Source organism: Mycobacterium sp. P2_H7, assembly GCF_056403275.1.
This window is the reverse complement of sequence record NZ_JBFUFU010000008.1, coordinates 108,633-129,523: the sequence shown is the minus strand read 5'-3', so window position 1 is coordinate 129,523 and position 20,891 is coordinate 108,633. Positions and strand designations below refer to the sequence as shown.

18 protein-coding genes are annotated in these 20,891 nt (G+C 68.2%); 7 read left to right on the top strand and 11 right to left on the bottom strand.

Annotated elements, in window-relative coordinates:
- Positions 1-40: 40 nt before the first annotated feature.
- Positions 41-1,057: a PDR/VanB family oxidoreductase gene (locus AC1DY7_RS12060; RefSeq protein ID WP_477493966.1), complete on the top strand. Its 1,017-nt coding sequence runs from the start codon at positions 41-43 to the stop codon at positions 1,055-1,057.
- On the opposite strand, the gene AC1DY7_RS12055 is transcribed toward AC1DY7_RS12060, so the two are convergent.
- A complete protein-coding gene (locus AC1DY7_RS12055) occupies positions 994-5,235 on the bottom strand; it encodes an alpha-(1->3)-arabinofuranosyltransferase (protein ID WP_477493919.1) in 4,242 nt (1,413 codons plus the stop codon). The two genes, AC1DY7_RS12060 and AC1DY7_RS12055, sit on opposite strands and share 64 nt — an antisense overlap.
- Positions 5,213-5,386 carry a DUF2613 domain-containing protein gene (locus AC1DY7_RS12050; RefSeq protein WP_064961435.1) on the bottom strand — a complete coding sequence of 58 codons (174 nt, stop codon included), beginning with the start codon at positions 5,384-5,386 and terminating at the stop codon, positions 5,213-5,215. Before AC1DY7_RS12050 ends, AC1DY7_RS12055 begins: the two co-directional genes overlap by 23 nt.
- Before the next feature lie 30 nt (positions 5,387-5,416).
- Here AC1DY7_RS12050 and AC1DY7_RS12045 point away from each other — a divergent pair, with 30 nt between their 5' ends.
- On the top strand, positions 5,417-5,704 hold the full coding sequence (locus tag AC1DY7_RS12045) for a hypothetical protein (RefSeq protein WP_477493918.1): 288 nt from the start codon (positions 5,417-5,419) through the stop codon (positions 5,702-5,704).
- On the opposite strand, the gene AC1DY7_RS12040 is transcribed toward AC1DY7_RS12045, so the two are convergent.
- On the bottom strand, positions 5,692-7,416 hold the full coding sequence (locus AC1DY7_RS12040; RefSeq protein WP_477493917.1) for a SulP family inorganic anion transporter: 1,725 nt from the start codon (positions 7,414-7,416) through the stop codon (positions 5,692-5,694). The genes AC1DY7_RS12045 and AC1DY7_RS12040 overlap by 13 nt on opposite strands.
- The gene (locus AC1DY7_RS12035; protein WP_477493916.1) at positions 7,416-8,471 is read right to left on the bottom strand and encodes a sulfate ABC transporter substrate-binding protein; all 1,056 of its coding nucleotides are present in this window, start codon (positions 8,469-8,471) and stop codon (positions 7,416-7,418) included. The genes AC1DY7_RS12040 and AC1DY7_RS12035 overlap by 1 nt, the downstream gene beginning before the upstream one ends.
- Positions 8,472-8,624: 153 nt before the next feature.
- Here AC1DY7_RS12035 and AC1DY7_RS12030 point away from each other — a divergent pair, with 153 nt between their 5' ends.
- Genes AC1DY7_RS12030 through AC1DY7_RS12020 form a run of 3 tightly spaced genes read left to right on the top strand, consistent with a single transcriptional unit; the run spans position 8,625 to position 11,463 of the window.
- Positions 8,625-9,776 carry a glycoside hydrolase family 3 N-terminal domain-containing protein gene (locus tag AC1DY7_RS12030; RefSeq protein ID WP_477493915.1) on the top strand — a complete coding sequence of 384 codons (1,152 nt, stop codon included), beginning with the start codon at positions 8,625-8,627 and terminating at the stop codon, positions 9,774-9,776.
- A gap of 10 nt (positions 9,777-9,786) precedes the next feature.
- Entirely contained in the window at positions 9,787-10,800 is a 1,014-nt protein-coding gene (locus AC1DY7_RS12025; RefSeq protein WP_477493914.1) for an alcohol dehydrogenase catalytic domain-containing protein, read from the top strand.
- A gap of 51 nt (positions 10,801-10,851) precedes the next feature.
- Positions 10,852-11,463, top strand: a complete 612-nt coding sequence (locus AC1DY7_RS12020) for a TetR/AcrR family transcriptional regulator (RefSeq protein ID WP_477493913.1) — start codon at positions 10,852-10,854, stop codon at positions 11,461-11,463.
- Here the strand turns inward: AC1DY7_RS12020 and AC1DY7_RS12015 are convergent.
- Positions 11,460-12,305, bottom strand: coding sequence for a MaoC/PaaZ C-terminal domain-containing protein (locus AC1DY7_RS12015; RefSeq protein WP_477493912.1), 846 nt, complete (start codon positions 12,303-12,305; stop codon positions 11,460-11,462). The two genes, AC1DY7_RS12020 and AC1DY7_RS12015, sit on opposite strands and share 4 nt — an antisense overlap.
- A gap of 2 nt (positions 12,306-12,307) precedes the next feature.
- The gene (locus AC1DY7_RS12010) at positions 12,308-13,660 is read right to left on the bottom strand and encodes a 3-oxoacyl-ACP reductase (RefSeq protein ID WP_477493911.1); all 1,353 of its coding nucleotides are present in this window, start codon (positions 13,658-13,660) and stop codon (positions 12,308-12,310) included.
- 46 nt (positions 13,661-13,706) lie between these two features.
- Here AC1DY7_RS12010 and AC1DY7_RS12005 point away from each other — a divergent pair, with 46 nt between their 5' ends.
- Positions 13,707-15,005 carry an acetyl-CoA C-acetyltransferase gene (locus AC1DY7_RS12005; protein ID WP_477493910.1) on the top strand — a complete coding sequence of 433 codons (1,299 nt, stop codon included), beginning with the start codon at positions 13,707-13,709 and terminating at the stop codon, positions 15,003-15,005.
- On the opposite strand, the gene AC1DY7_RS12000 is transcribed toward AC1DY7_RS12005, so the two are convergent.
- From AC1DY7_RS12000 to AC1DY7_RS11980, 5 genes are all read right to left on the bottom strand, one after another.
- Positions 15,002-15,694 carry an esterase gene (locus AC1DY7_RS12000; RefSeq protein ID WP_477493909.1) on the bottom strand — a complete coding sequence of 231 codons (693 nt, stop codon included), beginning with the start codon at positions 15,692-15,694 and terminating at the stop codon, positions 15,002-15,004. The genes AC1DY7_RS12005 and AC1DY7_RS12000 overlap by 4 nt on opposite strands.
- The gene (locus tag AC1DY7_RS11995; RefSeq protein WP_477493908.1) at positions 15,691-16,995 is read right to left on the bottom strand and encodes a hypothetical protein; all 1,305 of its coding nucleotides are present in this window, start codon (positions 16,993-16,995) and stop codon (positions 15,691-15,693) included. Before AC1DY7_RS11995 ends, AC1DY7_RS12000 begins: the two co-directional genes overlap by 4 nt.
- Before the next feature lie 11 nt (positions 16,996-17,006).
- Positions 17,007-17,465, bottom strand: coding sequence for a hypothetical protein (locus AC1DY7_RS11990; protein WP_477493907.1), 459 nt, complete (start codon positions 17,463-17,465; stop codon positions 17,007-17,009).
- An 87-nt stretch (positions 17,466-17,552) separates the two neighbouring features.
- Positions 17,553-18,467, bottom strand: coding sequence for an NHL repeat-containing protein (locus AC1DY7_RS11985; protein WP_477493906.1), 915 nt, complete (start codon positions 18,465-18,467; stop codon positions 17,553-17,555).
- A gap of 212 nt (positions 18,468-18,679) precedes the next feature.
- Positions 18,680-19,804, bottom strand: coding sequence for a TDT family transporter (locus tag AC1DY7_RS11980; protein WP_477493905.1), 1,125 nt, complete (start codon positions 19,802-19,804; stop codon positions 18,680-18,682).
- A 26-nt stretch (positions 19,805-19,830) separates the two neighbouring features.
- Between AC1DY7_RS11980 and AC1DY7_RS11975 the strand changes: the two genes are divergently transcribed.
- Positions 19,831-20,739, top strand: coding sequence for a TIGR03564 family F420-dependent LLM class oxidoreductase (locus tag AC1DY7_RS11975; RefSeq protein WP_477493904.1), 909 nt, complete (start codon positions 19,831-19,833; stop codon positions 20,737-20,739).
- Positions 20,740-20,891: the final 152 nt, after the last annotated feature.

Sequence of the window (20,891 nt, the reverse complement as noted above, 5' to 3'; positions counted from 1 at the left end):
TCCGCCGGTCGGAGCGCGCATCGACGACCGAGCCATCAACATGGTCGCCACGGCGCTGGACAGGTTCTGGCTCCGTCCGGTGACTCGTAAGGGCTACGCCGACCAGCGCGCGGTCCGCAGTCCCGACGACCCGATGACGCTGGTGCTCGCCAAACGGGTCGTCGTCGCGTGCGACAACGACGTGGTGGCACTGACTTTCGCTGATCCCGACGGCGCGCCACTGCCGGCCTGGCAGCCCGGAGCCCACCTCGATCTGCACCTGCCGTCGGGGCGGCGCCGCCAGTACTCGCTGTGCGGCGATCCGCAGGACCGGTCCGGTTACCGCATCGCGGTCCGCAAGATCCCGACGGGTGGCGGCGGTTCACTGGAGATGCACGCCCTGACCGAAGGCGACACCGTCACCGTCCGGGGGCCGCGAAACGGGTTCCCGTTCATCCCGCACTCACGGGTGCTCTACGTGGCCGGCGGTATCGGCATCACCCCGATCCTGCCGATGGTGCGGGCCGCCCAACGTCTGCGCACCGACTGGCATTTCGTGTACTGCGGCCGCAGTGCCGACACCATCCCGTTCCTCGACGAGATCTGGCAGTGGGACCCTGCCCGGGTGACTGTCCGCCTCGACGACGAGCACGGCATCCCCACCGCGGCCGACTTGCTGCGGGACGCACCCCGCGGTGGCGCAGTCTATGTGTGCGGCCCACCCCCGATGATCGAGACCATCCGGCACGGATTCGCCGAAACAGGTTCGAAGGCACTCTATTTCGAACGGTTCAGCGCGCCGCCGGTCATCGACGGCAGCGCCTTCGAGGTCGAACTGGCCCGCACCGGCGAGGTGGTGGGTGTCGGGGCGGACGAAACGCTGCTGCAGGCGCTGATCAAGGTGCGGCCCGACGTCGCGTATTCGTGCAGGCAGGGTTTCTGCGGTACCTGCAAGGTGGACGTACTGGCGGGCACGCCCGAGCACCGGGACAACCGGCTCACCGACGATGAACGTCAGTCCTCGATGCTGGCCTGTGTATCTCGTTCGGTGACACCGCGACTCGTGCTCGACGTGTAACTGACCGTCGACGCCGCCAGCATCGTGACGGAGATCAGCGCCACCATCTGCACCCACGGTGAATGGCCGACATATCCGTCCACCGAGCGCCACGGATAGCGCGACAGCGCCGCTCCCGCGACGATGAGTCCGCCGGCGCAGCAGCCGATGGTGACGACCTCCTGCAGGCGGGAACGGTGCCGCAACAGGTGGCGCCCACCCAGCGCCGCGGCGACCGTCACCACGCCGGCGATCCCGCTGATGATCCCGCCCGCCGCGAGCACCGCGGCCCCGATCGCGACCGGGCGGGGCTGCCAGGGCCGGACCGGTTCACCTTCGCGAGGACGCCGAATCGGTAGCAGCGCAAGCAGAGCCAGGATGGGCAGCAGAGCCAGGCCGCCGAACAGGCCTACCCGATAGGTCGCGTTGGACGGGAAGGTCAGCGTCACCGGGCCCGATGTGCCCGCCGGGACGACCCAACCCTGTTGCCAGCCGTTGACGGTGACCGGACGCAGCGCGTCGCCACCCGCGGTGTGTGCAACCCAGCCGGGACTGCGGCTCTCGGGCACCACCAGGATCCGATCCTGGCTGCCGGCCTCGATGCTGACCTCGCGGCGATCCGGCCCCCATTTTCCGAGCTGCGCGGGAGTCGTTGTCGCGCTGATCAATTGGTTTGCGGCCGGAGTGGCCAACTGGACGCCGTCGACGAAGAAGGACGGACCCGGACTGATCAACAGTTCCTGCTGCCCGGCCGGTAGTGCGATCGGGCGGTCCTGGCAGGGACGGGCCGCGACGGGTTCACCGTCGAGCAGCTCGCCGACGGTGGTGGCCACTGAGGTCTGCACGAACTGCCCGGCGACGCCGATGATCGGCCCCTGGCCGCACGGCAGCGTGATCGCGCGGGCACGGTTGGCCGCACCATCGGCTGCGGCGATGGGCCGGCGGGCCCGGTCCAGTGCGGTCACCTCGGCCAGTCCCGGCGGCTTCAATTGGTCGAAACCCAAGGCGTTGCGGTCGATCACGTCACGCCAGTCCAGGATCGACACGACGATCGTGTCGGTCACCCTGGGTTTGAGTTCGACGGTCTGGGTCTTGGTGCCCGTCAGCGGGCGCACCTGCGGGCCGTCCCCCAGATCGATGGCCACCATGGTCGGATGCGCGGGCAGGTCCGAGGAACTCGGCGCCAGCATCAGCGCCGCGACCTCGGTGGGTTTGGGCAGCTTCACCGTGAGGCTGGGCCCGGTCTTGAACTGCACCACATTCTGCGGTGCGGTCCACGCGGTGCGCGGGTCACCGTCGGCGGCCGCGTAGGCGGAGCCCAGCACGTCGATCGGGTCGGCATCGCCGGTCGCGCGGGCGGTGCCGGGCATGGCGATCAGGTCGGCCAGCCGCGGACCTTGGCGGGCCCGCACCCAGACGGTCGCGGTGACGGACTCGTCCGCGGGCACCGTCAGCGTCCGGCTGAGGTTCACCGGCTCCTCGGGGGCCAGTGCCATCGCCGCCGCGCACCGCACCCCGTCCGGTGCCGCGGCGCAGCCCGGTTGGCCCTGCAGCTCGGAACCCAGATCCCATTGGGCCACAGCCGAACCCGGGGGCGGCCCGGGGATGTCGACGGTGTGCCGCAGGTTGACCGGATGGGCGAAACCCGAGGCGTCGTACTGGGTGACGGAGAAATCGGTGACGCCGAACTGCACGCCGGGCGACCCGTCATTGGTGCCCACGGCGGTGATCCGCATCCACGGGGTCTCGCCGTAGGGCAGCGCCACCGACAGCGGCTTACCCGTCTGGTCGAAGCGCAGGGTCGTCGTGCCGGTGGCGGTGGACACCTCGATCCGGCGCACCTGGGCCCCGACGGCGGTGGCGCTCGGGGTGATGGTCAGCGATGCGTTGGTGATCGGATGGTCGAAGTCGACCTGCAACCACTGGCCCACCGCCGTCTGCAGCGCATTGGACACCCAGCTGGTCGACGAGTCGCCGTCGATTGCCGCGGCAGGCCCCGTCGACGGTGAGACATTGGGCAGCGCAGTCGAATCCGCGGCGGAACTGGACGCGGTGAGCCGCCCGCCCGACCAGGCGCCGTACACCGGGTCGGTACCGGCGGGGTAGTCCATCACCCGGTTGAAGGTGTGCCGCGGATCATCGGGGGTGCGGATGGTGGAGGAGTGGTTGTCCACCCGGCCGTAGTCGGTCTCGCGGGCCAGCGGGGTGTCGGTGACGGTGACCAGGGGAGTGGGCAGCCCCGCCCGCTGGGCATCGGCGGTCAGCAGCATGGGACCCAGCGGCGTCTTGCCGAGCAGCCGGCGTCGTTCATCGAGGCGCAGCAACGCTTCCGGGCCGCCGTCCACGCGTGCCATCGTGTCGGTGTCCACCAGGTAGGGACCCGTGACGGGATTGTCGACCCGATAGATCTCGACCGCCGGGTACGTCGGCCGAAGCCCGCTGTCGGCGACGAAGCCTGCCAACAGGCCGGGCCCCACAGGCTCACCGAACGTGGCGACCCTCGTCAGCCCCGGGGAATTGTCGACGGCCCGGTGCACCAGCAGTGGCCGTGCCGACCGCGACGTCTCCGGATCCAGATCGTTGCGCACCACCAGGTACGAAATACCTTGCTGGGCAAGGGTATCCGCAAGGCCGGGGGAGGGTCGGCCGGCCGCGAACAGCCGCTGCACGGAATCGAGCGCGCGGATGGTTTCGGGCGGCGTCAGCGGGATGGAGTCCCGCACACCCCACGGGTTCTCGCCGAGCACCTGCAGCGGCTCGTCGTGCGTGTTGCCCCACACCTGGGTGGCGAACGGGGCGCCCGGCGCCACCAGGACACGGCCCCGGTCGGTGTTGTGCTCGTCCAGCCAGCGGGCCGCGTCATGCCAGTGCTGCGGTATCGCGGTGAAACTGCCGGGCGGGGTGAGCCGTCCGGTCCAGGCCAGCGACGACCCCGCGGCCAGCGCGGCCAGCACCACGATGGCCACCGCCACCCGGCGGTCCTTCTCCGGATGCGTCCACGCGGACAACCACACCTGCCGGGGCACGCTGCCGGGCAGCGGCACGCGGCCCAGGAGTTGGGCCAGCCCCAGCGTCAGCGGCAGCCGGATCAGCGGTTCGAGTTTGTGCACATTGCGCAGCGGGGTGCCCGAGGCGTCCAGGAACAGCTGCACCTGATGCGCGATCGGCGACCCCAGCCCGCCGGAGTAACCGGCGGCCAGCGCGACGATGCCGATCAGCAGGATCGCGATCAGCCGCCCGCGGGCCGGCATCGTGCGCATCGCCAGCCCGGCCAGCCCGGCCGCGGCGATCAGCGTGGTGGCCAGCACGGCGACCGTCCCGGTGACCAGCGATGAGCCGGCGGTCGCGGTGGTCGCGACGTACGGGGTCCAGCTGTCGGTGCCGCGCAGCACCTCGGTCAGCGACAGCCAGCTGGTGGTGACGCCCGAGGATTCGATGTAGTCCAGGAACGGCGGGCTGATCCGGCCCAGCAGCACCAGGGCCACCGCCCACCAGATGATGGCCAGCGCCGTGCACAGGGCCCACCACGCGGTGAACCGCCACCACTGCTTGTTCGGGCGGTGCGCGGCCCACCAGATCATGGCCGCCAGGCAGCCGGTCAGGGTGGCGACGGCGTTCACCGCGCCCATCAGTGCGACGGCCCCCGCCGACCGGGCGGCCAGCGTCCGGATCCTGGGGTCGCCACGCATCACCAGGATCACGGGCAGCAGCACCCACGGCGCGAGCATCATCGGCAGCGTCTCCGACGAGATCGCGCCCAGGGTGGTCAGGACGCGCGGCGACAACGCGAACGCGGTGGCCGCGATGATCCGGGAGGTGGGGCTGCCGATACCGAGGATTTCGGCGACCCGCAGCAGACCCCAGAAACCGACCGTCAGCAGCAGCGCCCACCACAGCCGCTGGGTCACCCAGCCGGGCAGCCCGAGCAGGTCTCCGAGCAGGAAGAAGGCGCCGTGTGGGAACAGGTAGCCGTAGGCCTGATTCTGGGCCTGGCCGAACGGCAGGTCGCTGTTCCACAGGTTGGCGGCACGCGCCAGGAACCGCACCGGGTTCGCGGTGAGATCGAGCTTGGTGTCAGGGGAGATACGGCCGGGCGACTGGGCGAAACACAGGGCCAGCGAGACGATGCCGACCAGCCACAGCCAGCGACGTGACAAGGCAGCGGTTGCCTCGGGGCTAGGCCCGGTCGCCGTATTCAACGCGGTTGAGCACCGATGACGCCGGGTCACCCGACTGCACCGGCGGCTTGGTGTCCTGCTGGATCATCAGCGTCACACCGAAGATCGCGGCCGCGCCCAGCAAAAGGCCGACGACGATGCTGGCCGCGGCAGGCACGACGAACCGATCCATTCGGCCAACCTAGCACGCGAGAATATGAGGATGACGAGCGCCGATCGCGAATTCTGGCGTGGCGGCGACGCCACGGTGTGGATCGGCTACGACGACGTGGGCGCGCTGCGGTTCAGCGGCTACGACCGCGCCCACCTCGACGGATACGAATACGTCGTCACCGTCGCGGCCGCCGAGTTCCCCACGTTGCGCAGCGCCCTGGGCGTGGGCGAGGACGCCGATGTGCTCGACGCCGTCTGCGCCCACGTGGGGGACATCATGCCCGGGGGCGAGCGCAGCTGGCTGCACGCGCAAGGGATCGCGACTCAGACCAGGTAGTAGAGCTGCGCGTCCTGGTCGCGCTGTTCCAGTTTCGTGCGGGCGTAACGCACGGCGCGCAGCGTCGCCGAGAACTCCTGCTCCTCCTCGGGGAACAGCTGCTCGGCAGGGAACCAGGAGTCGAAGCCGATGTTGGTCAACACTTTCGCGACGTCCGGCCGCACTCCGGCCAGCAGGATGGTGACGCCGTGGCCGTCGGTTTCACGGACGAAATGTTCCAGCCGTTCGATGGTGACGGCGTCGGGGTGGCGCACGCGTTTGAGCCGCAGCACCACGAATTTGATGTCCTCGGCCTTGATGCGTTCGCGCAGGATCTCGAAGTAGCGATCCAATTCCGGTGCGGCACCGAAGAACAGCTCGCCCTCCAGGTCGTAGATGACGATCGACTTGTCGGCCACGTCGCCGTCGACCCGTTCCCGGACCACCCGCTCCGGTGTGACCGTCAGCTCGGCGGCCGTCAGCTTGGCGGCACGCGGCACGAACAACAGGATCGACAGGGCGATGCCCAGCAGCACGGCCTTATCGAGGTCCACCAGCACACCGGTCAACGCGGTGATGATGACCAGCCCCGCGTCGTAACGGGACGCTTTCACCGTCGTCCACAACCGCCGGAAGTCGACCAGCCGGGCCGCGGTCACCAGCAGCAATCCGGCCAGCGCGGCCTGCGGGATGTAGTGCAGCAGCGGCGCGAACAGCAGCAGCGCCACCGCGACGGCCGCCGCGGCCAGGATGCCCGAGAACCGCGTCGCCGCACCGGCCTGATGGTTGATCGCCGATCGGGACAACGATCCCGACCCGGGCAGGCTCTGGAAGAAACCGCCGGTCAGGTTGGCCAGTCCCTCGGCCAGGATCTGCCGGTTGTAGTCGATCTTCTGCTGAGTTTGATGCGCGATGGCCTTGGCGATCGACAGCGCCTCGATGAGGCCGATGAACGCGATGGCCAGCGCGCCCTGGGACAACTCAGCCAGCGAGTGCAGGTCGATGGTCGGGATGTGAAAACCGGGCAGGCTCTGCGGCACCTTCGCCGCCAGGTTCACCGCGGTCTTGCCGCCGGCGGGCGTCGACCAGCCGGCCAGGAAGGCGACCGCCCCGGCGATGATCAACACCGTCAGCAGGTCGACCTGCGGCAGGCCGTAGCGCTTGACCAGGCGGCGCAACACCACGGCGATCACGATCGTCGAGACGCTGAGGAACACGGCCTTCAGATTGATCTTGTCGCAGTGGAACACGGTGAGGTAGACGTTCTGCAGGATCGGGGTGTGCGCGTCGCCCTTGCTCTTCACACCCAGCGCGTTGCCGATCTGACCGAGGGCCAGGATCAGCGCCGCCGCCGCCATGAACCCGATGATCACCGATTCGGAGATATAGCGGGTCAGGTCGCCCAGTTTGAGGACGGCGATCAGGATCTGGATGACGCCGACCAGGACGCCGAGCAGGAACAGCGCCTCGAACAGCAGCGTGCGGTTCTCCGGGTCGATGAACGCCAACGAGCTGAACACCAGCAGTGAGATGGCGCTCGTCGGCCCGTTGATCAGGTGCGAGGACGACCCGAATACCGAGGCGACGAAGGTCACGACGATGGCCGAGTACACCCCGTATTTGGGGTCGACGCCGGCGATCAGCGCGTAGGCGATGCCCTGCGGCAGCGCGACGGCGGCGACGGTGAGACCCGCGACCAGGTCCCGGCGGCCCAGACTCCACGTGTAACTCATCAGTTTGCCGCCTTCGCAGGGGAGGAGATGGTGTCGTAGATGCCGTTGTCGGCGTAGAACTTCTGCCGCGCGTCGTTCCAGTCCTTGGCGATCGCGGTGATCGGGAACAGCGAGATGGCGGGCAGTGTGTCGGCGTGCTTGGCCAGGACGTCGGACAGGATCGGCCGATATCCGTACTGCGCGAACAACTCCTGCGCGGGCGGGGTGAACAGGTACTCCAGGTACGCCTTCGCATTGGTCGCGGTGGCGGCGTCCTTGTCGTTGGCGTCCACCCAGGCGACGGCCGGTTCGGCCTTGATGCTCACCGGCGGATATACCACCTCGAATTCGTCCTTATTGGCGGCGACCTCGCGCAGCGCCTCGTTCTCCCAGGTGAGATGGACGTCGCCGATCTTCTGGTCGGCGAAGCTGGTGGCCGACGTGCGGGCGCCCGCGTCGAACACGGCGACGTGGCGGTACAGCTGGCGCAGATACTCCTGGGCCTGTTCCGGGGTGCCGTTGCGGGTGGTCACCGAACCCCAGGCGGCCAGGAAACTCAGCTGCCCGTTACCCGAGGACTTCGGATTCGGTGTCACCACCGACACCCCGTCGTGCACCAGATCGGGCCAGTCGTGGATGTTCTTCGGGTTGCCCTTGTGCACGACGAAGACCACCGTCGAGGTGTAGGGCACCGAGTTGTTGGGCAGCCGCTTCTGCCAGTCGTCGGAGATCAGGCCGCGTTTGCGCAGTGCATCGACATCGCTGATCAGCGCCAGCGACACCACGTTGGCGGGTTCGGTGCCGTCGATGACGTTGCGGGCCTGGCGCCCCGAGCCGCCGTGTGACTGTTTGATCTCCAGTGGGCCCTGGTACTGCGCCACGAACGCCTTGTCCAGGGCCGCGTACACCTCGCGGGTCGGGTCGTAGGACACGTTGAGCAACTGGTTGGGGGTGTCGTCGGGCAGGTTCTTGACCGTCAGCAGGACGCCGGCGAGCACGATCGCCACCACACCGACGATGTTGAGCAGCGGGACACGGCCGAACCGTGCCGTCCCCAAGCTGTGAGCCTCGCTCATTCGCAACCCCTTGATCTGCAGCGATAGGCGCCTGACGTTAACGACTGAGGGCTTTCTCAGCACTGACGAGAATCTGTGTGATTGCAACCGCCCGCTGTGGCCGGTCTCAGGTGTTCGTCAGGACCACGCCGCGCGCCGACTAAGGTTTCTGGGATGTCGATGTCCCGCACCCTGGGTGCCCTGACAGCGCTGTCCGGATTGCTGCTGGGGTGTTCGCACTCCGCACCCGAACCGACGGCTTCACCCGTGACCAGCAGCGTGACGCCCGCGTCCACGAGCATGCCGTTGGCGCCCGTCCCGTCGCCGACGTTGCCGCTGTGCGGGGACGTCACCGGCATCCCGCTTCGGGACAAGCTGGCACAGCTGCTGATGGTGGGTGTCACCGACGCCGCCGACGCCAAGGCCGTGGTGACGAACTACCACGTCGGCGGCATCTTCATCGGCAGCTGGACCGACAAGTCGATCTTCGGTCCGGCGCTGGCCGACATCACCGGGGCGGCATCGGCGCTGCCGCTGGGTGTCAGCGTCGACGAGGAAGGCGGCCGGGTGTCGCGGCTGTCCAGCCTGATCGGCGCGCAGCCCTCACCGCGGGTGCTGGCGCAGACCAAGTCGTCCGACGAGGTGTATCAGATTGCGCTGCAACGGGGTCAGGCATTGCGCGGTCTCGGCATCACCGTCGATTTCGCCCCCGTCGTGGACGTCACCGAGGAGTCCGACGACGAGGTCATCGGGGACCGGTCCTTCGGCTCGGACCCGGCCAAGGTCACCGAATTCGCCGGGGCCTACGCCCGCGGCCTGCGCGACGGCGGCGTCACGCCGGTGCTCAAGCACTTCCCCGGCCATGGTCACGGGTCGGGCGACTCGCACACCGGCGGTGTCACGACCCCGCCGCTGGAAGCGTTGAAGGCCAACGACCTGGTGCCGTATCAGACGTTGACCACCGAGCCCGGCGTCGCGGTCATGGTCGGGCACCTGCAGGTGCCGGGCCTGACGGGCAGTGACCCGGCCAGCCTCAGCGGGGCGGCCTACGGACTGCTGCGCTCGGGCGGTTACGGCGGCCCCGGATTCAACGGGGTGGTGTTCACCGACGACCTGTCCAGCATGGCGGCCATCAACGCGCGCTACGGCGTGGCCGAGGCGGTGCTGCGCGCGCTGCAGGCCGGTGCCGACGTCGCGCTGTGGGTGAGCACCGGCGAGGTGCCCGCGGTGCTGGATCACCTGGAGAAGTCGGTCAATGCCGGTCAGCTCGCGGAGCCTCGGGTGGATGATTCGCTTCGCCGGTTGGCCGCGGCGAAATGCGGTTAATCTGGCGCGTATGACCTCACATCGCGCGGTGCATGTCGGTGCGGCCCAGGGCCCGCTCGAACTCGTCGATGTGGAGACGTCCTCGCCCCCGCCGGGACATGTGCGCATCGATGTGGCTGCCTGCGGGGTCTGCGGTACCGACCGCGAGTTCGTCAGCGGGCACTTCCCGGGGATGACGTGGCCGCTGACGCCGGGCCATGAGATCGCCGGCACCATCGCCGAGATCGGTTCCGGCGTCGAAGGTTTCGCGGTCGGTGACAGGGTTGCGGTCGGCTGGTTCGGCGGTAACTGCAACCATTGCGGGCAGTGCCGCAAGGGCCAGTTCATCCACTGTGAGAACGGTCAGGTGCCCAGCTGGCAATACCCGGGTGGCTACGCCGAGTCGGTGACGGCGCCCGCTACCGCGCTGGCCAGGATTCCCGAGGCGCTGTCCTTCGTCGACGCGGCGCCGATGAGTTGCGCCGGCGTCACCGTCTATCACGCGTTGCGCTCCACGCACGCGGTCGCCGGGGACCGGGTCGCCGTGCTCGGCGTGGGTGGGCTGGGGCACCTCGGCATCCAGTTCGCTCGCGCCATGGGATTCGAGACCATCGCCGTCGCCCGCGGCCAGGACAAGGCCGACGACGCCCGCAAGTTCGGTGCCCACCACTACGTCGACTCCACAGCCGGTGACGTCAGTGAGTCGCTGCGCGCGCTCGGAGGTGTCGCGGTGGTGCTGGCCACCGCGGCCAACGCCGCCGCCATCGGCCAGACGGTCGGCGGCCTCAATCCGCGCGGCGAGTTGATCGTCATCGGGGTGTCCGCCGATCCACTGCCCATCAGCCCGCTGGACCTCATCACCCCGGCGCTCACCGTGGCGGGGCACCCGTCCGGGACCGCCTCCGATGTCGAGGACACCCTGAATTTCGCTGTGCTGCACAATGTCCGGGCCCAGATCCAGGAGTACCCACTGGACCAAGCTGCCGACGCCTACGCCGCCATGGAGCAGGGCCACGCCCGGTACCGCGGGGTCATCACCATCTGAAACGCGCGCCCTGATTGTGGAAAAGGGCGCAATATTGCATACCCTGGATAAATGGCAGGTGGAACGAAGCGGTTGCCGCGCGCGGTGCGTGAGCAGCAGATGCTCGACGCCGCCGTACAGATGTTCTCGGTCAACGGCTACCACGAGACGTCGATGGACGCGATCGCCGGGCAGGCCCAGATCTCCAAGCCGATGCTGTATCTGTACTACGGCTCGAAGGAAGAACTGTTCGGGGCCTGCCTGGACCGGGAACTCAACCGGTTCGTCGAGGTGGTGCGCAGCGAGATCGACTTCACGCTGAGCCCAAAAGACATGCTGCGCAACGCCGTCGGCGCCTTCCTCGGCTACATCGACAAGAACCGCTCATCGTGGATCGTGTTGTACAGCCAGGCCACCAGCTCCCAGGCGTTCGCCCACACGGTGCGTGAGGGCCGCGAACGGATCATCGAGCTGGTCGGCCGGCTGCTGCAGTCGGGCACCCGTAACCCGGAGCCCGACGCCGACTTCAACATGATGGCCGTCGCGCTGGTGGGCGCCGGTGAGGCTATCGCCGACCGGGTCAGCACCGGTGACGCCGACGTCCTCGACGCCACCGAGCTGATGATCAACCTGTTCTGGCGGGGCCTCAAGGGCCGGCCGAGCGACAAACCCGCCGAGGGTTAGAGCCCGCGCACCGTCGCGGTCAGGTGCGGGTAGCCCTTCTTCAGGTGCCGCAGCGCCAGCTCCCAGCCCGCCGCGTCACGGTCCACCCACAGCCCGGCCTTGGCGGGCAGCAGCACCGGCTTGCCGAATTTCACCGTGTAGGCCACCGCGTCCGGCAGTTGGCCTTCGATGTTGCCCAGCACCGCCGCGGCGCTGTACATCCCGTGTGCGATCACGGTGGGGAAACCGAACAGCTTGGCGCCCAACGAGTTCGTGTGGATCGGGTTGTGGTCCCCGCCGATGGCTGCGTACGAGCGGATCTGCGATGGGCTGATCGACAGCACCGCATTCGGCGGCGGCAACTTGGTCTGCTTGGGCGGTTCGGGGCGCGGTTCACCGGAGAGGCTGGTGCGCTGCTGGTTCAGGAACGTCGTCACCTGGTGCCAGGCGACGTCATTGCCGATCTTGATCTCGGTGACGATGTCCACGAGCAGGCCCTTGCGGTGCTCGCGAAGGTTCTCCGCGTGCACCGCCACGTCCAGGGTGTCGCTGACCGCGATCGGCCGGTATTGGGTGATCCGGTTCTCGACATGCACCGAACCCATTGCCGGGAAAGGGAAATCGAATCCGGTGACCAGTGACATCACGGTCGGGAAGGTCAGCGCGAAGGGGTAGGTCAGCGGCACGGAGTCGCCGAACTTCAGGCCCGTCACGCCGGCGTACGCCGCGACGTTGGCCGCGTCGATCCGGACATCGGGCACGTGCACCGTCCGATCCGGCAGACCGCCGGAGCGCGGCACGAACGGCAGCGCACCGGCCACGGCCCGCGCCATGTTCAGTAGGCCGTTGGGTTGGTCGCTCATCGTCACGCCCCCAGCAGGGCTTGGCCGCAGACCCGGATCGTGTTGCCGGTCACCGCATTCGACGCGGGGCTGGCGAAGTAGGCGATCAGTTCGGCGACGTCGACGGGTTGGCCGCCCTGGAACAACGAGTTCAATCGCCGGCCGACCTCGCGGGTTGCCAGCGGGATGGCCTCGGTCATCTTGGTCTCGATGAAGCCGGGCGCCACCGCGTTGATGGTGATGCCCTTCTCGCCCAGTGACGGCGCCAGGGTCTCGGCGATGCCGATCATGCCCGCCTTCGTCGTCGCGTAGTTGGTCTGGCCGCGGTTACCGGCGATCCCGGCCATCGAGGACAACCCGACGACGCGGCCACCCTCCCCGAGGGCACCGGCGGCCACCAGGCCTTCGGTGAGGTTCAGTGGCGCAAGGAGATTCACCGCGACGACGGAATCCCAGCGGGATTCGTCCATGTTGGCCAGCAGCTTGTCGCGGGTGATGCCGGCGTTGTTGACCAGCACGTCCACCTTGCCCCCGTGATGCTCGGTGACGTGCGCGACGATCTTGTCCACCGCGTCCGCGGCGGTGACGTCCAGCGCCAGCGCGGTCCCGCCGACCTTGGCGGCCGTCTGCTCCAGCGCCTCTTCGGACTGCGGTACGTCGACCGCGACCACGGCGGCCCCGTCGCGGGCGAACACCTCGGCGATGGTCGCACCGATCCCGCGGGCGGCACCGGTCACCACGGCGACCTTGCCGGCCAGTGGCTTGTCCCAGTCGGCGGGGGGCGCCGAATCAGCGGCGCCGACCCAGAACACCTGGCCGTCGACGTAGGCGGACTTCCCGGACAGGATGAACCGCAGCGTCGACTCCAGGCCGGTGACGGCGGGTTTCGCGTCGGCGGCCAGGTACACCAGCGACACCGTCGCGCCGCGCTGCAGTTCCTTGCCCAGTGAGCGGGTGAATCCTTCGAGCGCCCGCTGCACGATGTGTTCGTGCGCCGTCGCCGTCTCCGAGGGGGTGGTTCCGATCACGACGACCCGGCCGGAGGAGCCGAGGTTGCGCAGCACCGGGGTGAAGAATTCGTAGAGCGCCTTCAGGCCGGTCGGCTCGGTGATGCCGGTGGCGTCGAACACCAGGCCGCCGAACGAGTCGGCCCATCGTCCGCCGATGTTGTTGGAGACGACGTCGTAGTCGCCGGCCAGTGCGGCGCGCAGCGGCTCCACCACGCGGCCTTCCCCGCCGATCAGCAGCGAGCCGGCCAGCGGCGGTTCGCCGGCCCGGTAACGACGCAGGGTTTCGGGCTGGGGCACGCCCAGTTGCTTGGCCAGGAACGATCCGGGCCCGGAGCTGACCACTTGGGTGAACAAATCGGAAGCCATGGGATCTAACTTACTCCAGAGTAAGAACGGCGGGTAACATTGGGATATGGCTAACACAAATTCTCGCCGCGTCGCGATCCTCGGTGGAAACCGGATCCCCTTCGCCCGCTCGGACGGCGCTTACGCCAACGCCTCCAACCAGGATATGTTCACCGCCGCCCTGGACGGTCTGATCGACCGCTTCCACCTCAAAGGCGAACGGATCGGCATGGTCGTGGGTGGCGCGGTGCTCAAGCACAGCCGCGACTTCAACCTGGTCCGCGAGAGCGTCCTGGGCACCTCCCTGTCGCCCTACACCTCGGCTTACGACCTGCAGCAGGCGTGTGGCACCGGCCTGCAGTCGGCCATCGCGGTCGCCAATGGAATCGCCCTGGGGCAGTACGACTCCGGTATCGCCGGCGGCGTGGACACCACCTCCGATGCGCCCATCGCGTTCGGCGACAATCTGCGCCACGTGCTGCTGAGCCTGCGCCGCAGCAAGTCCAACCTGGACCGGCTCAAGCTGGTGGGCAAGTTGCCCGCGGCCGTCGGGGTCGAGATCCCCACCAACGGTGAACCGCGCACCGGGCTGTCCATGGGCGAACACGCCGCCGTCACGGCCAAGGAGTTCGGCGTCAAACGCGTCGACCAGGACGAGCTGGCCGCCGCCAGCCACCGCAACATGGCCGCCGCCTACGACCGCGGCTTCTTCGACGACCTGGTCAGCGGCTTCCTCGGGCTGTACCGGGACAACAACCTGCGCCCGGAATCCTCGCCGGAGAAGCTGGCCAAGCTCAAGCCCGTCTTCGGCGTGCGCAACGGTGACGCCACCATGACCGCGGGCAACTCCACCCCACTGACCGATGGCGCCTCGGTGGCCCTGCTGTCCACCGAGGAATGGGCCGCCGAGCGCAACCTGCCGGTGCTGGCCTACTTCGTCGACGCCGAGACCGCCGCTGTCGACTACATCAACGGGCCCGACGGCCTCTTGATGGCGCCGACCTATGCGGTGCCGCGGCTGCTGGCCCGCAACGGGCTCACCCTGCAGGACTTCGACTTCTACGAAATCCACGAGGCGTTCGCGTCGGTGGTGCTGGCCACGCTGGGCGCCTGGGAGTCCGCCGAATACTGCAAGGAACGCCTCGGTCTCGATCAGGCCCTGGGCAGCATCGACAGGTCCAAGCTCAACGTCAACGGCTCGTCGCTGGCCGCGGGGCATCCGTTCGCCGCGACCGGCGGTCGCATCGTGGCCCAGTTGGCCAAGCAGCTCGCGGAGAAGAAGAAGGAGACCGGCAAGCCGGTCCGCGGCCTCATCTCGATCTGCGCGGCCGGCGGCCAGGGCGTCACGGCGATCCTGGAGGCTTAGGTTCTCAGGTGTCCCGCGAGCTGCTCGCGGGACACCGAGACCTGCATCGGCCCGGCGACCTCAGGGAGCCACATCCCCTGCGGGATGAAGAACACCACCGCATCGTCGGTGATTGCGAAGTTCTCATACACCCGTGCCCCGAGGGTGTTTCGCGGTGCCGGGCCGCCATAACCTCTCCAGCGCTTGTCCATCGCGCGCTGGACGATCGGGTCGAGCACCGCGACCGGGTCCGCGCCCGCTTCGAAGAGCGTGTCGTAGGTGATCGGCGTGTGGGTGTTCAGGTCGTAGCTGAACGCCTTGTAGCCGGTCACCGGGTGGGCGCCGGTGTCGTCGTAGATCTCGAACACGACGCTGCGGGTTCCCGAGGTCGAGTAGGTCTGCGGGGTCAGACCGTGCTCGAACGGCCAATCGCGTGGGTGCACCTTCGCCATGAAATCGACGAATTCGGCGCGATCCCGGGTGATGAAGTCGCGGAGCTGCTGCTGGTCCGGGTAGTCGACCGGATAGCTCATGTCGACGGTGTACGTGCCGGTTTCGGTGTGCACGTGGCAGGTGGAGTCGGGCTTCACCGTGCCGCCGAGTTCCGTGCACGCGTGCGCCGCCTCGGTTTCGGCGACAGCCAGCGACGTCGTCGCCAGGGAGGCGGCCAGCGCAGCGACTGCCAGGGCCGCCAGAATCCTGCGATTCATCGGGCCGCGCCGTCGGTCGGGAAGACGCGGCCGCCGGTGACGCCGCCGCCGTTGATCGGCGGTCCGAGCAGGACGGTGGAGGTGTTGGCCACCGGGTCGTAGGTCACCAGCGACGTACCGCCACCACATCCGGTCTGACCGACCACCAACAGCTTGTCACCGCTCACGCCGGCAAGGTCGGTGCTGTCACCGAGGCCCGGAATGTCCACGCGTGAGGTGTGGCCGTCCGGGGTGAGCCGGGACACGAACGACGTGCCGCATGCCCCCGCCGTCGGCAGGAAGACGCCGCTGGGCACTTCATACGCATTCCAGTTGCCGTAGTTCCCCTCGAATCCGGGTTGGTCGTCGTGGGTGTTGAGCGCGGTCAGAGCGGTGGCCGCACTGCCGTCGAGCGGTATCGTCCAAAGTTGCTCGGCCGCACTACCTTCGGCGGTGCAGTGGGCGAGCACCACCATGGGCTTCCACCACTTCACCGGTGCGCAGTATGCCTTCGGGACCGGCACGGGGAGGGTGCGGATGATCGACCCGTCGTTGGACATCACCACCAGGCTGTTGTCGGAGCGGGGAACGATCTCGTTGCCGAGGTTCGCGGTCCCGAGCACGAGCTGGGTTCCGTCGGGAGATTCGAGGTAGTCGCCGCTGAACTGACCCGCTCCGCCCAGATCGCCGGTCGGATACCGCAATTGTTCGTTGCCCGACAAGCTGATTCGTGTCAGTGTGCCCGGCTCGTCGCCGTTGAAACTCGTCGAGACACGCAGTGCCTTCCCGCCGGGGCGCGTGTACGCAGGCGTTCCGTGCACGGGGACGACGGTGCGTTCGCCGGTGTGCAGGTCGACGGAGATGGCGTCGGCACCCTGGGTGAACAGCGCGTAGCCGCCGTCGCCCGACCAGTCGACCAGTCGCGGGTCGTGCTCGTCAGGGGTGAAGGTGGTGATCGGGTACCGGTCGCCCGTCCGTGGGTCGACGAGAAAGAGCGTCGTGTCGGCGGTGTCTGAGCTCGGTTCCCCGGGAGCGGGCTGTTCGCCCGGCCGGCGTGGTGTCACGGGGCTCCACATGGCCAACGTCCAGCCGGGGCCGACCTGCGGCCATGGCACGTCGGCCCTGTCGCGCTCGACTCCATGTGTGACGACGGGGGCTGCCGCCGGTGTGCCGCGCGGCGGCGCCGACTGCTCGGCCGCGCTGGATGTGGGCGAATTGGCTTGCACCACTGTCGGTCCCAATGACGACGCGCAGCCGACCGGCAGGATCGACGCGAGCGCGACCATGGCGATCTTCGCCACGGTGAGTGTTGGATGTTTCATCTCGGCATTCCTCACGGGTGGCACTTGCCTGCGGGCCAAGCCCACAGGTCGCGGACGGTTTGTGGTAGCGGACAGGGTTCCTGGCCCGCGGGGATGGGACCGAAGCCGATTGCGGTCGGAATCCACGTCGACCCGGGGTCGGCCGGCTTCACGAAAGCGAAGTAACTGTTCTGGTCCTGAAGCTCGATGGCGGCCCAGTATTCGTCCGGTTTGGCGTACAACGCGGCCGCCGCCCATTGGGCGCCGCTCGCATCTCGGGCGTAGAAGGTTCTTCCTTCGCGCAACCCGCCGAACTCGCTCGCCGGTCTGCCGGTGAGCACCGCTCCGGTGTGGACCAACTCGGTGCGGACCTCGTCGGTGACCGGCAGATTGACCGGGTCGTTGTCGGCATGTGCGGTCGCGGGGATGACGGCGCCCAGGGTGAATACCGCCAGGGCGGTCAGAGCGAACGTGCGGTGGGGTCGGGTCATGTCGGTTTCCTCTCTTTCACAAGAATTTTGAGGTCTGTGCCTTGGCGAATTCTTGTCATCCGACACGTGGCCGGACGCGTGCGGGCATCAGATCCCCTGCAGTTTCACGACCCGGCGGTGACCGTCGTCGACGACGTAGACCGCGCCCTTGTTGTCCACGGCGACGCTGACGGGACGTTTGAGACCGGTGAAGGGCAGAACTGTTGGTGTGTTCGATCCCGGCTCGAGTTTCAGGATTCGATCCCGTTGTGCGTCAATCACATACAGTGCGCCCTTGGCATCGACAGTGAAATCGATGATCCCGTTGAGGCCGGGGAACGCCACCACCGACGGACTACTCGATCCCGGCGCCAACTTCAGCACGCGCTTGCCGTTGCCGTCATCGACATACAGGTTGCCTGCGGTGTCGAGCGTCATGCCCGCCACGATGTTCATGTGCTGGAACGGCAACCGTTCGGCGGTCGATCCCGGCGCCGCCTTGGCAATCTGAACCGGCAGGCAGCATCCGCCTCCCGAGTCCACCCCACCGTCGGTCATGCCGTAGACGTTGCCCGTGCTGTCCACCGCCCGGACGGCGCTCCACTCACCGAGGTCGGGCAGAGGCACCACCGTCTGCTGGTCGGCTCCATGCACCAGCTTCACCAGCGTGCCCGGCTCCTGCCTGCCGTCGAGCACCCACACCTCACCGGCGGGATCGGTCATCACGGTGGCGCGTGCAAACGGCAGCACTTTTTGGACAGTCGAGCCGGCAGGTAACTCGAGGACGCGATTGGATCCGTTTCGTCCGCCTGCGATGTCGGAGACGAACACATTGCCTTCGGTGTCGACCGCGACGTCGTAAGGTCCGTTCAGATCCGTGAACCCGAGCACGGACTGGACGGGCGCAGGCGCGGGCATGTTCGTCGGCGTGGTTGCCTGTGGGCTCGGGTGGCCGCACGTGGCGAGCAGGAGAACGGTCGCCGCGATGGATGTCAGCCTGCGCTTCGCGATCAAGATGGTCATGTCGTCCCTTGCTGGGGAAAGTGTCTCCTGAAGGCTGCGGCGACCGACTTGGCGAACTCTTGGGGCGATTCTCGGCAGGCGGGAAAAGTTCCGAAAATTTTTTCCGGAAACCTGTAACGCCGCCCGGAAGTGCGTCGATACACCGGATAGCTCCGTGTTGCCGTCTGACCCCCCGACCCGACGGCAACACGGGGCTCTTTAGTTTCTCGGGGTTACTTACGCGGGACCTTCGGTTCCTTGTGCGCAGTGATCGGTCCCGCGTTCGGCGGCGGCGCGAACAGGCTGCCGCCCAGGCTGCCGCGGGCGGTGCGCACCGCCACCAGACCCCACGTACAGAGCAGGCCGACATAGGCGGCCACCGCTGCCACCTTGAACGCCGGGAGCCCGGTGTGCACGGCCAGCTGGGTGGTGCCGGTGACGAAGGTGCCGACGGGGAAGGTCAGGCTCCACCAGGTCAGCGCGAACGGCATTCCGCGCCGCAACGTGCGCACGGTCAGCGCGGTGGCCAGCGAGATCCACAGCACCGCGAAGCCCCACACCGGGACGCCGAACAGGATCGCGAACACACTCATCCCGGCTGCCACGTCGGCGGGAGCGGCCAGCATTGCGTTGGTGCCCAGCAGTCCGGCCGCGGTGATGCCCTGGCCCAGCGGCCCGAGCACGATCCACAACGTGGGCACCCGCGCCGTCCCGGACGTCCCGTAGTGCATCAGCCGGCTCCAGATCAGGCTGATGATGATCAGCGCGGCGATCAGCGACAGCCCGAACATCGCATAGCAGCCGTAGAGCATGGTGGTGCGCCCGGTGCCCGGCGCCATGTGCGGGATCAGCAGGGCGCCCGCGGCGGCCGACACCATCGGCGGCACCACCGGCATCAGCCACCCGCCGAAGGCCGCGTCCGGGCCGACGTCGATCTGGGTGAACATGATGAACGGGATCGTCATCGCGGTGAACAGGCCGCCCACCGTGCCCGCCGTCCACAGGATCCAGTCGATGTCGACGGCTAGGCGCGTCCCGATCAGGTCCCGGCCGACCAGGATGGCGCCCGTCCCGACGGTCAGCAGCGCCATCGGCGCGGCGCCGTAGAAGTGGGCCATCTGCGGGTTGTGCGCGTGGCCGCGGGCCACGGTGGGGTGGCGCACCCACTGCACCGACACCGCCACCAGCAGCACCACCAGCAGCGCCGCGGCCACCACCCACACCACTTCAGCGAAGCCGCGCAGTCCGGGGAGGTGAATGGGTAATGTCGCGCCCGCGTTCGCAACGATGCCCGTCCCCATCACCGAGGCGAACCAGTTCGGCCCGAAATTGCCCAGCCGTGACTGCTCTGTGGTCATGGTGCGATATTCAACAGGAGCGTGCCATGCAGATCAGTCTCTTCGGCTCGTTGAGCGGCGGAGGTTCGCCGGTGGACGGCACCGTGAAGTACCTCGCGCAGGCCAAGGAAGAGGGTTTCCGGCGCGTCTGGATGACCCAGATGCCTTACGAGCCAGACCTTCTCACCGTGCTTGCCGTCGCGTTCCGGGAGGTCGACGGGATCGAGGTCGGCACCGGGGTGGTGCCCATCCAGAATCAGCACCCGATGCAGTTGGCGCAGCGTGCGCTCACTCTGAACCTGATCGCGGGTGGCCGGTTCATCCTGGGGCTCGGCATGACGCACGCCGCGGTCACCGAGGGCATGTGGGGCATTCCGTGGGACAAGCCGGTCCGGCGCCTCAACGAATACCTCGACGGGCTGCTGCCGCTGCTGGCCGGTGAACCCGCCGATGCACCCGGCGAGACCGTCACCACCCGTGGTGCCCTGCAGATCGCCGGAGCGCCGCGCCCGGACGTGTACATCGCGGCACTGGGCCCGCAACTGCTGAAGATCGCCGGGCGCCGGACCGAGGGCACCATCACCTGGATGACGGGACCCAAGACGCTCAGTGGTCATGTCGGCCCCGGGCTGCGGGATGCGGCGGGGGACCGGCCGGTGCGTGTCGTCGCCGGATTGCCGGTCGCCGTCACCGATGACGTCGACGGGGCCCGCGCCCAGGCGGCCGAGCAGTTCGCCATGTACGGCCACCTGCCGTCCTACCGGGCGATGCTGGATCGGGAGGGTTATGCCGGACCGGCGGACGCGGCGCTGATCGGCGACGAGGCGACGGTGACGGCCCGCGTCGAGGAGCTCAAAGCCGCCGGGGTCGACGAGTACGTCGGCGTGCTGTTCGACGCATCACCCGAGGTCAGGGCGCGCACCCGGGCCCTGCTGCGGTCGCTCGATTCGGACTGAATCAACCCTGGTGTGATCTTGATCACAAGCGTACAGTCGACCGCACGACGGGTTCGGGAAGTGACTGATCCAGAGAGCCGGGACAAGAGGTGAAGATCCGGCCGCGTGCCATACCGCAAGGTAGAGAAGACGCTCCTCAAGGGTCCTTCCCG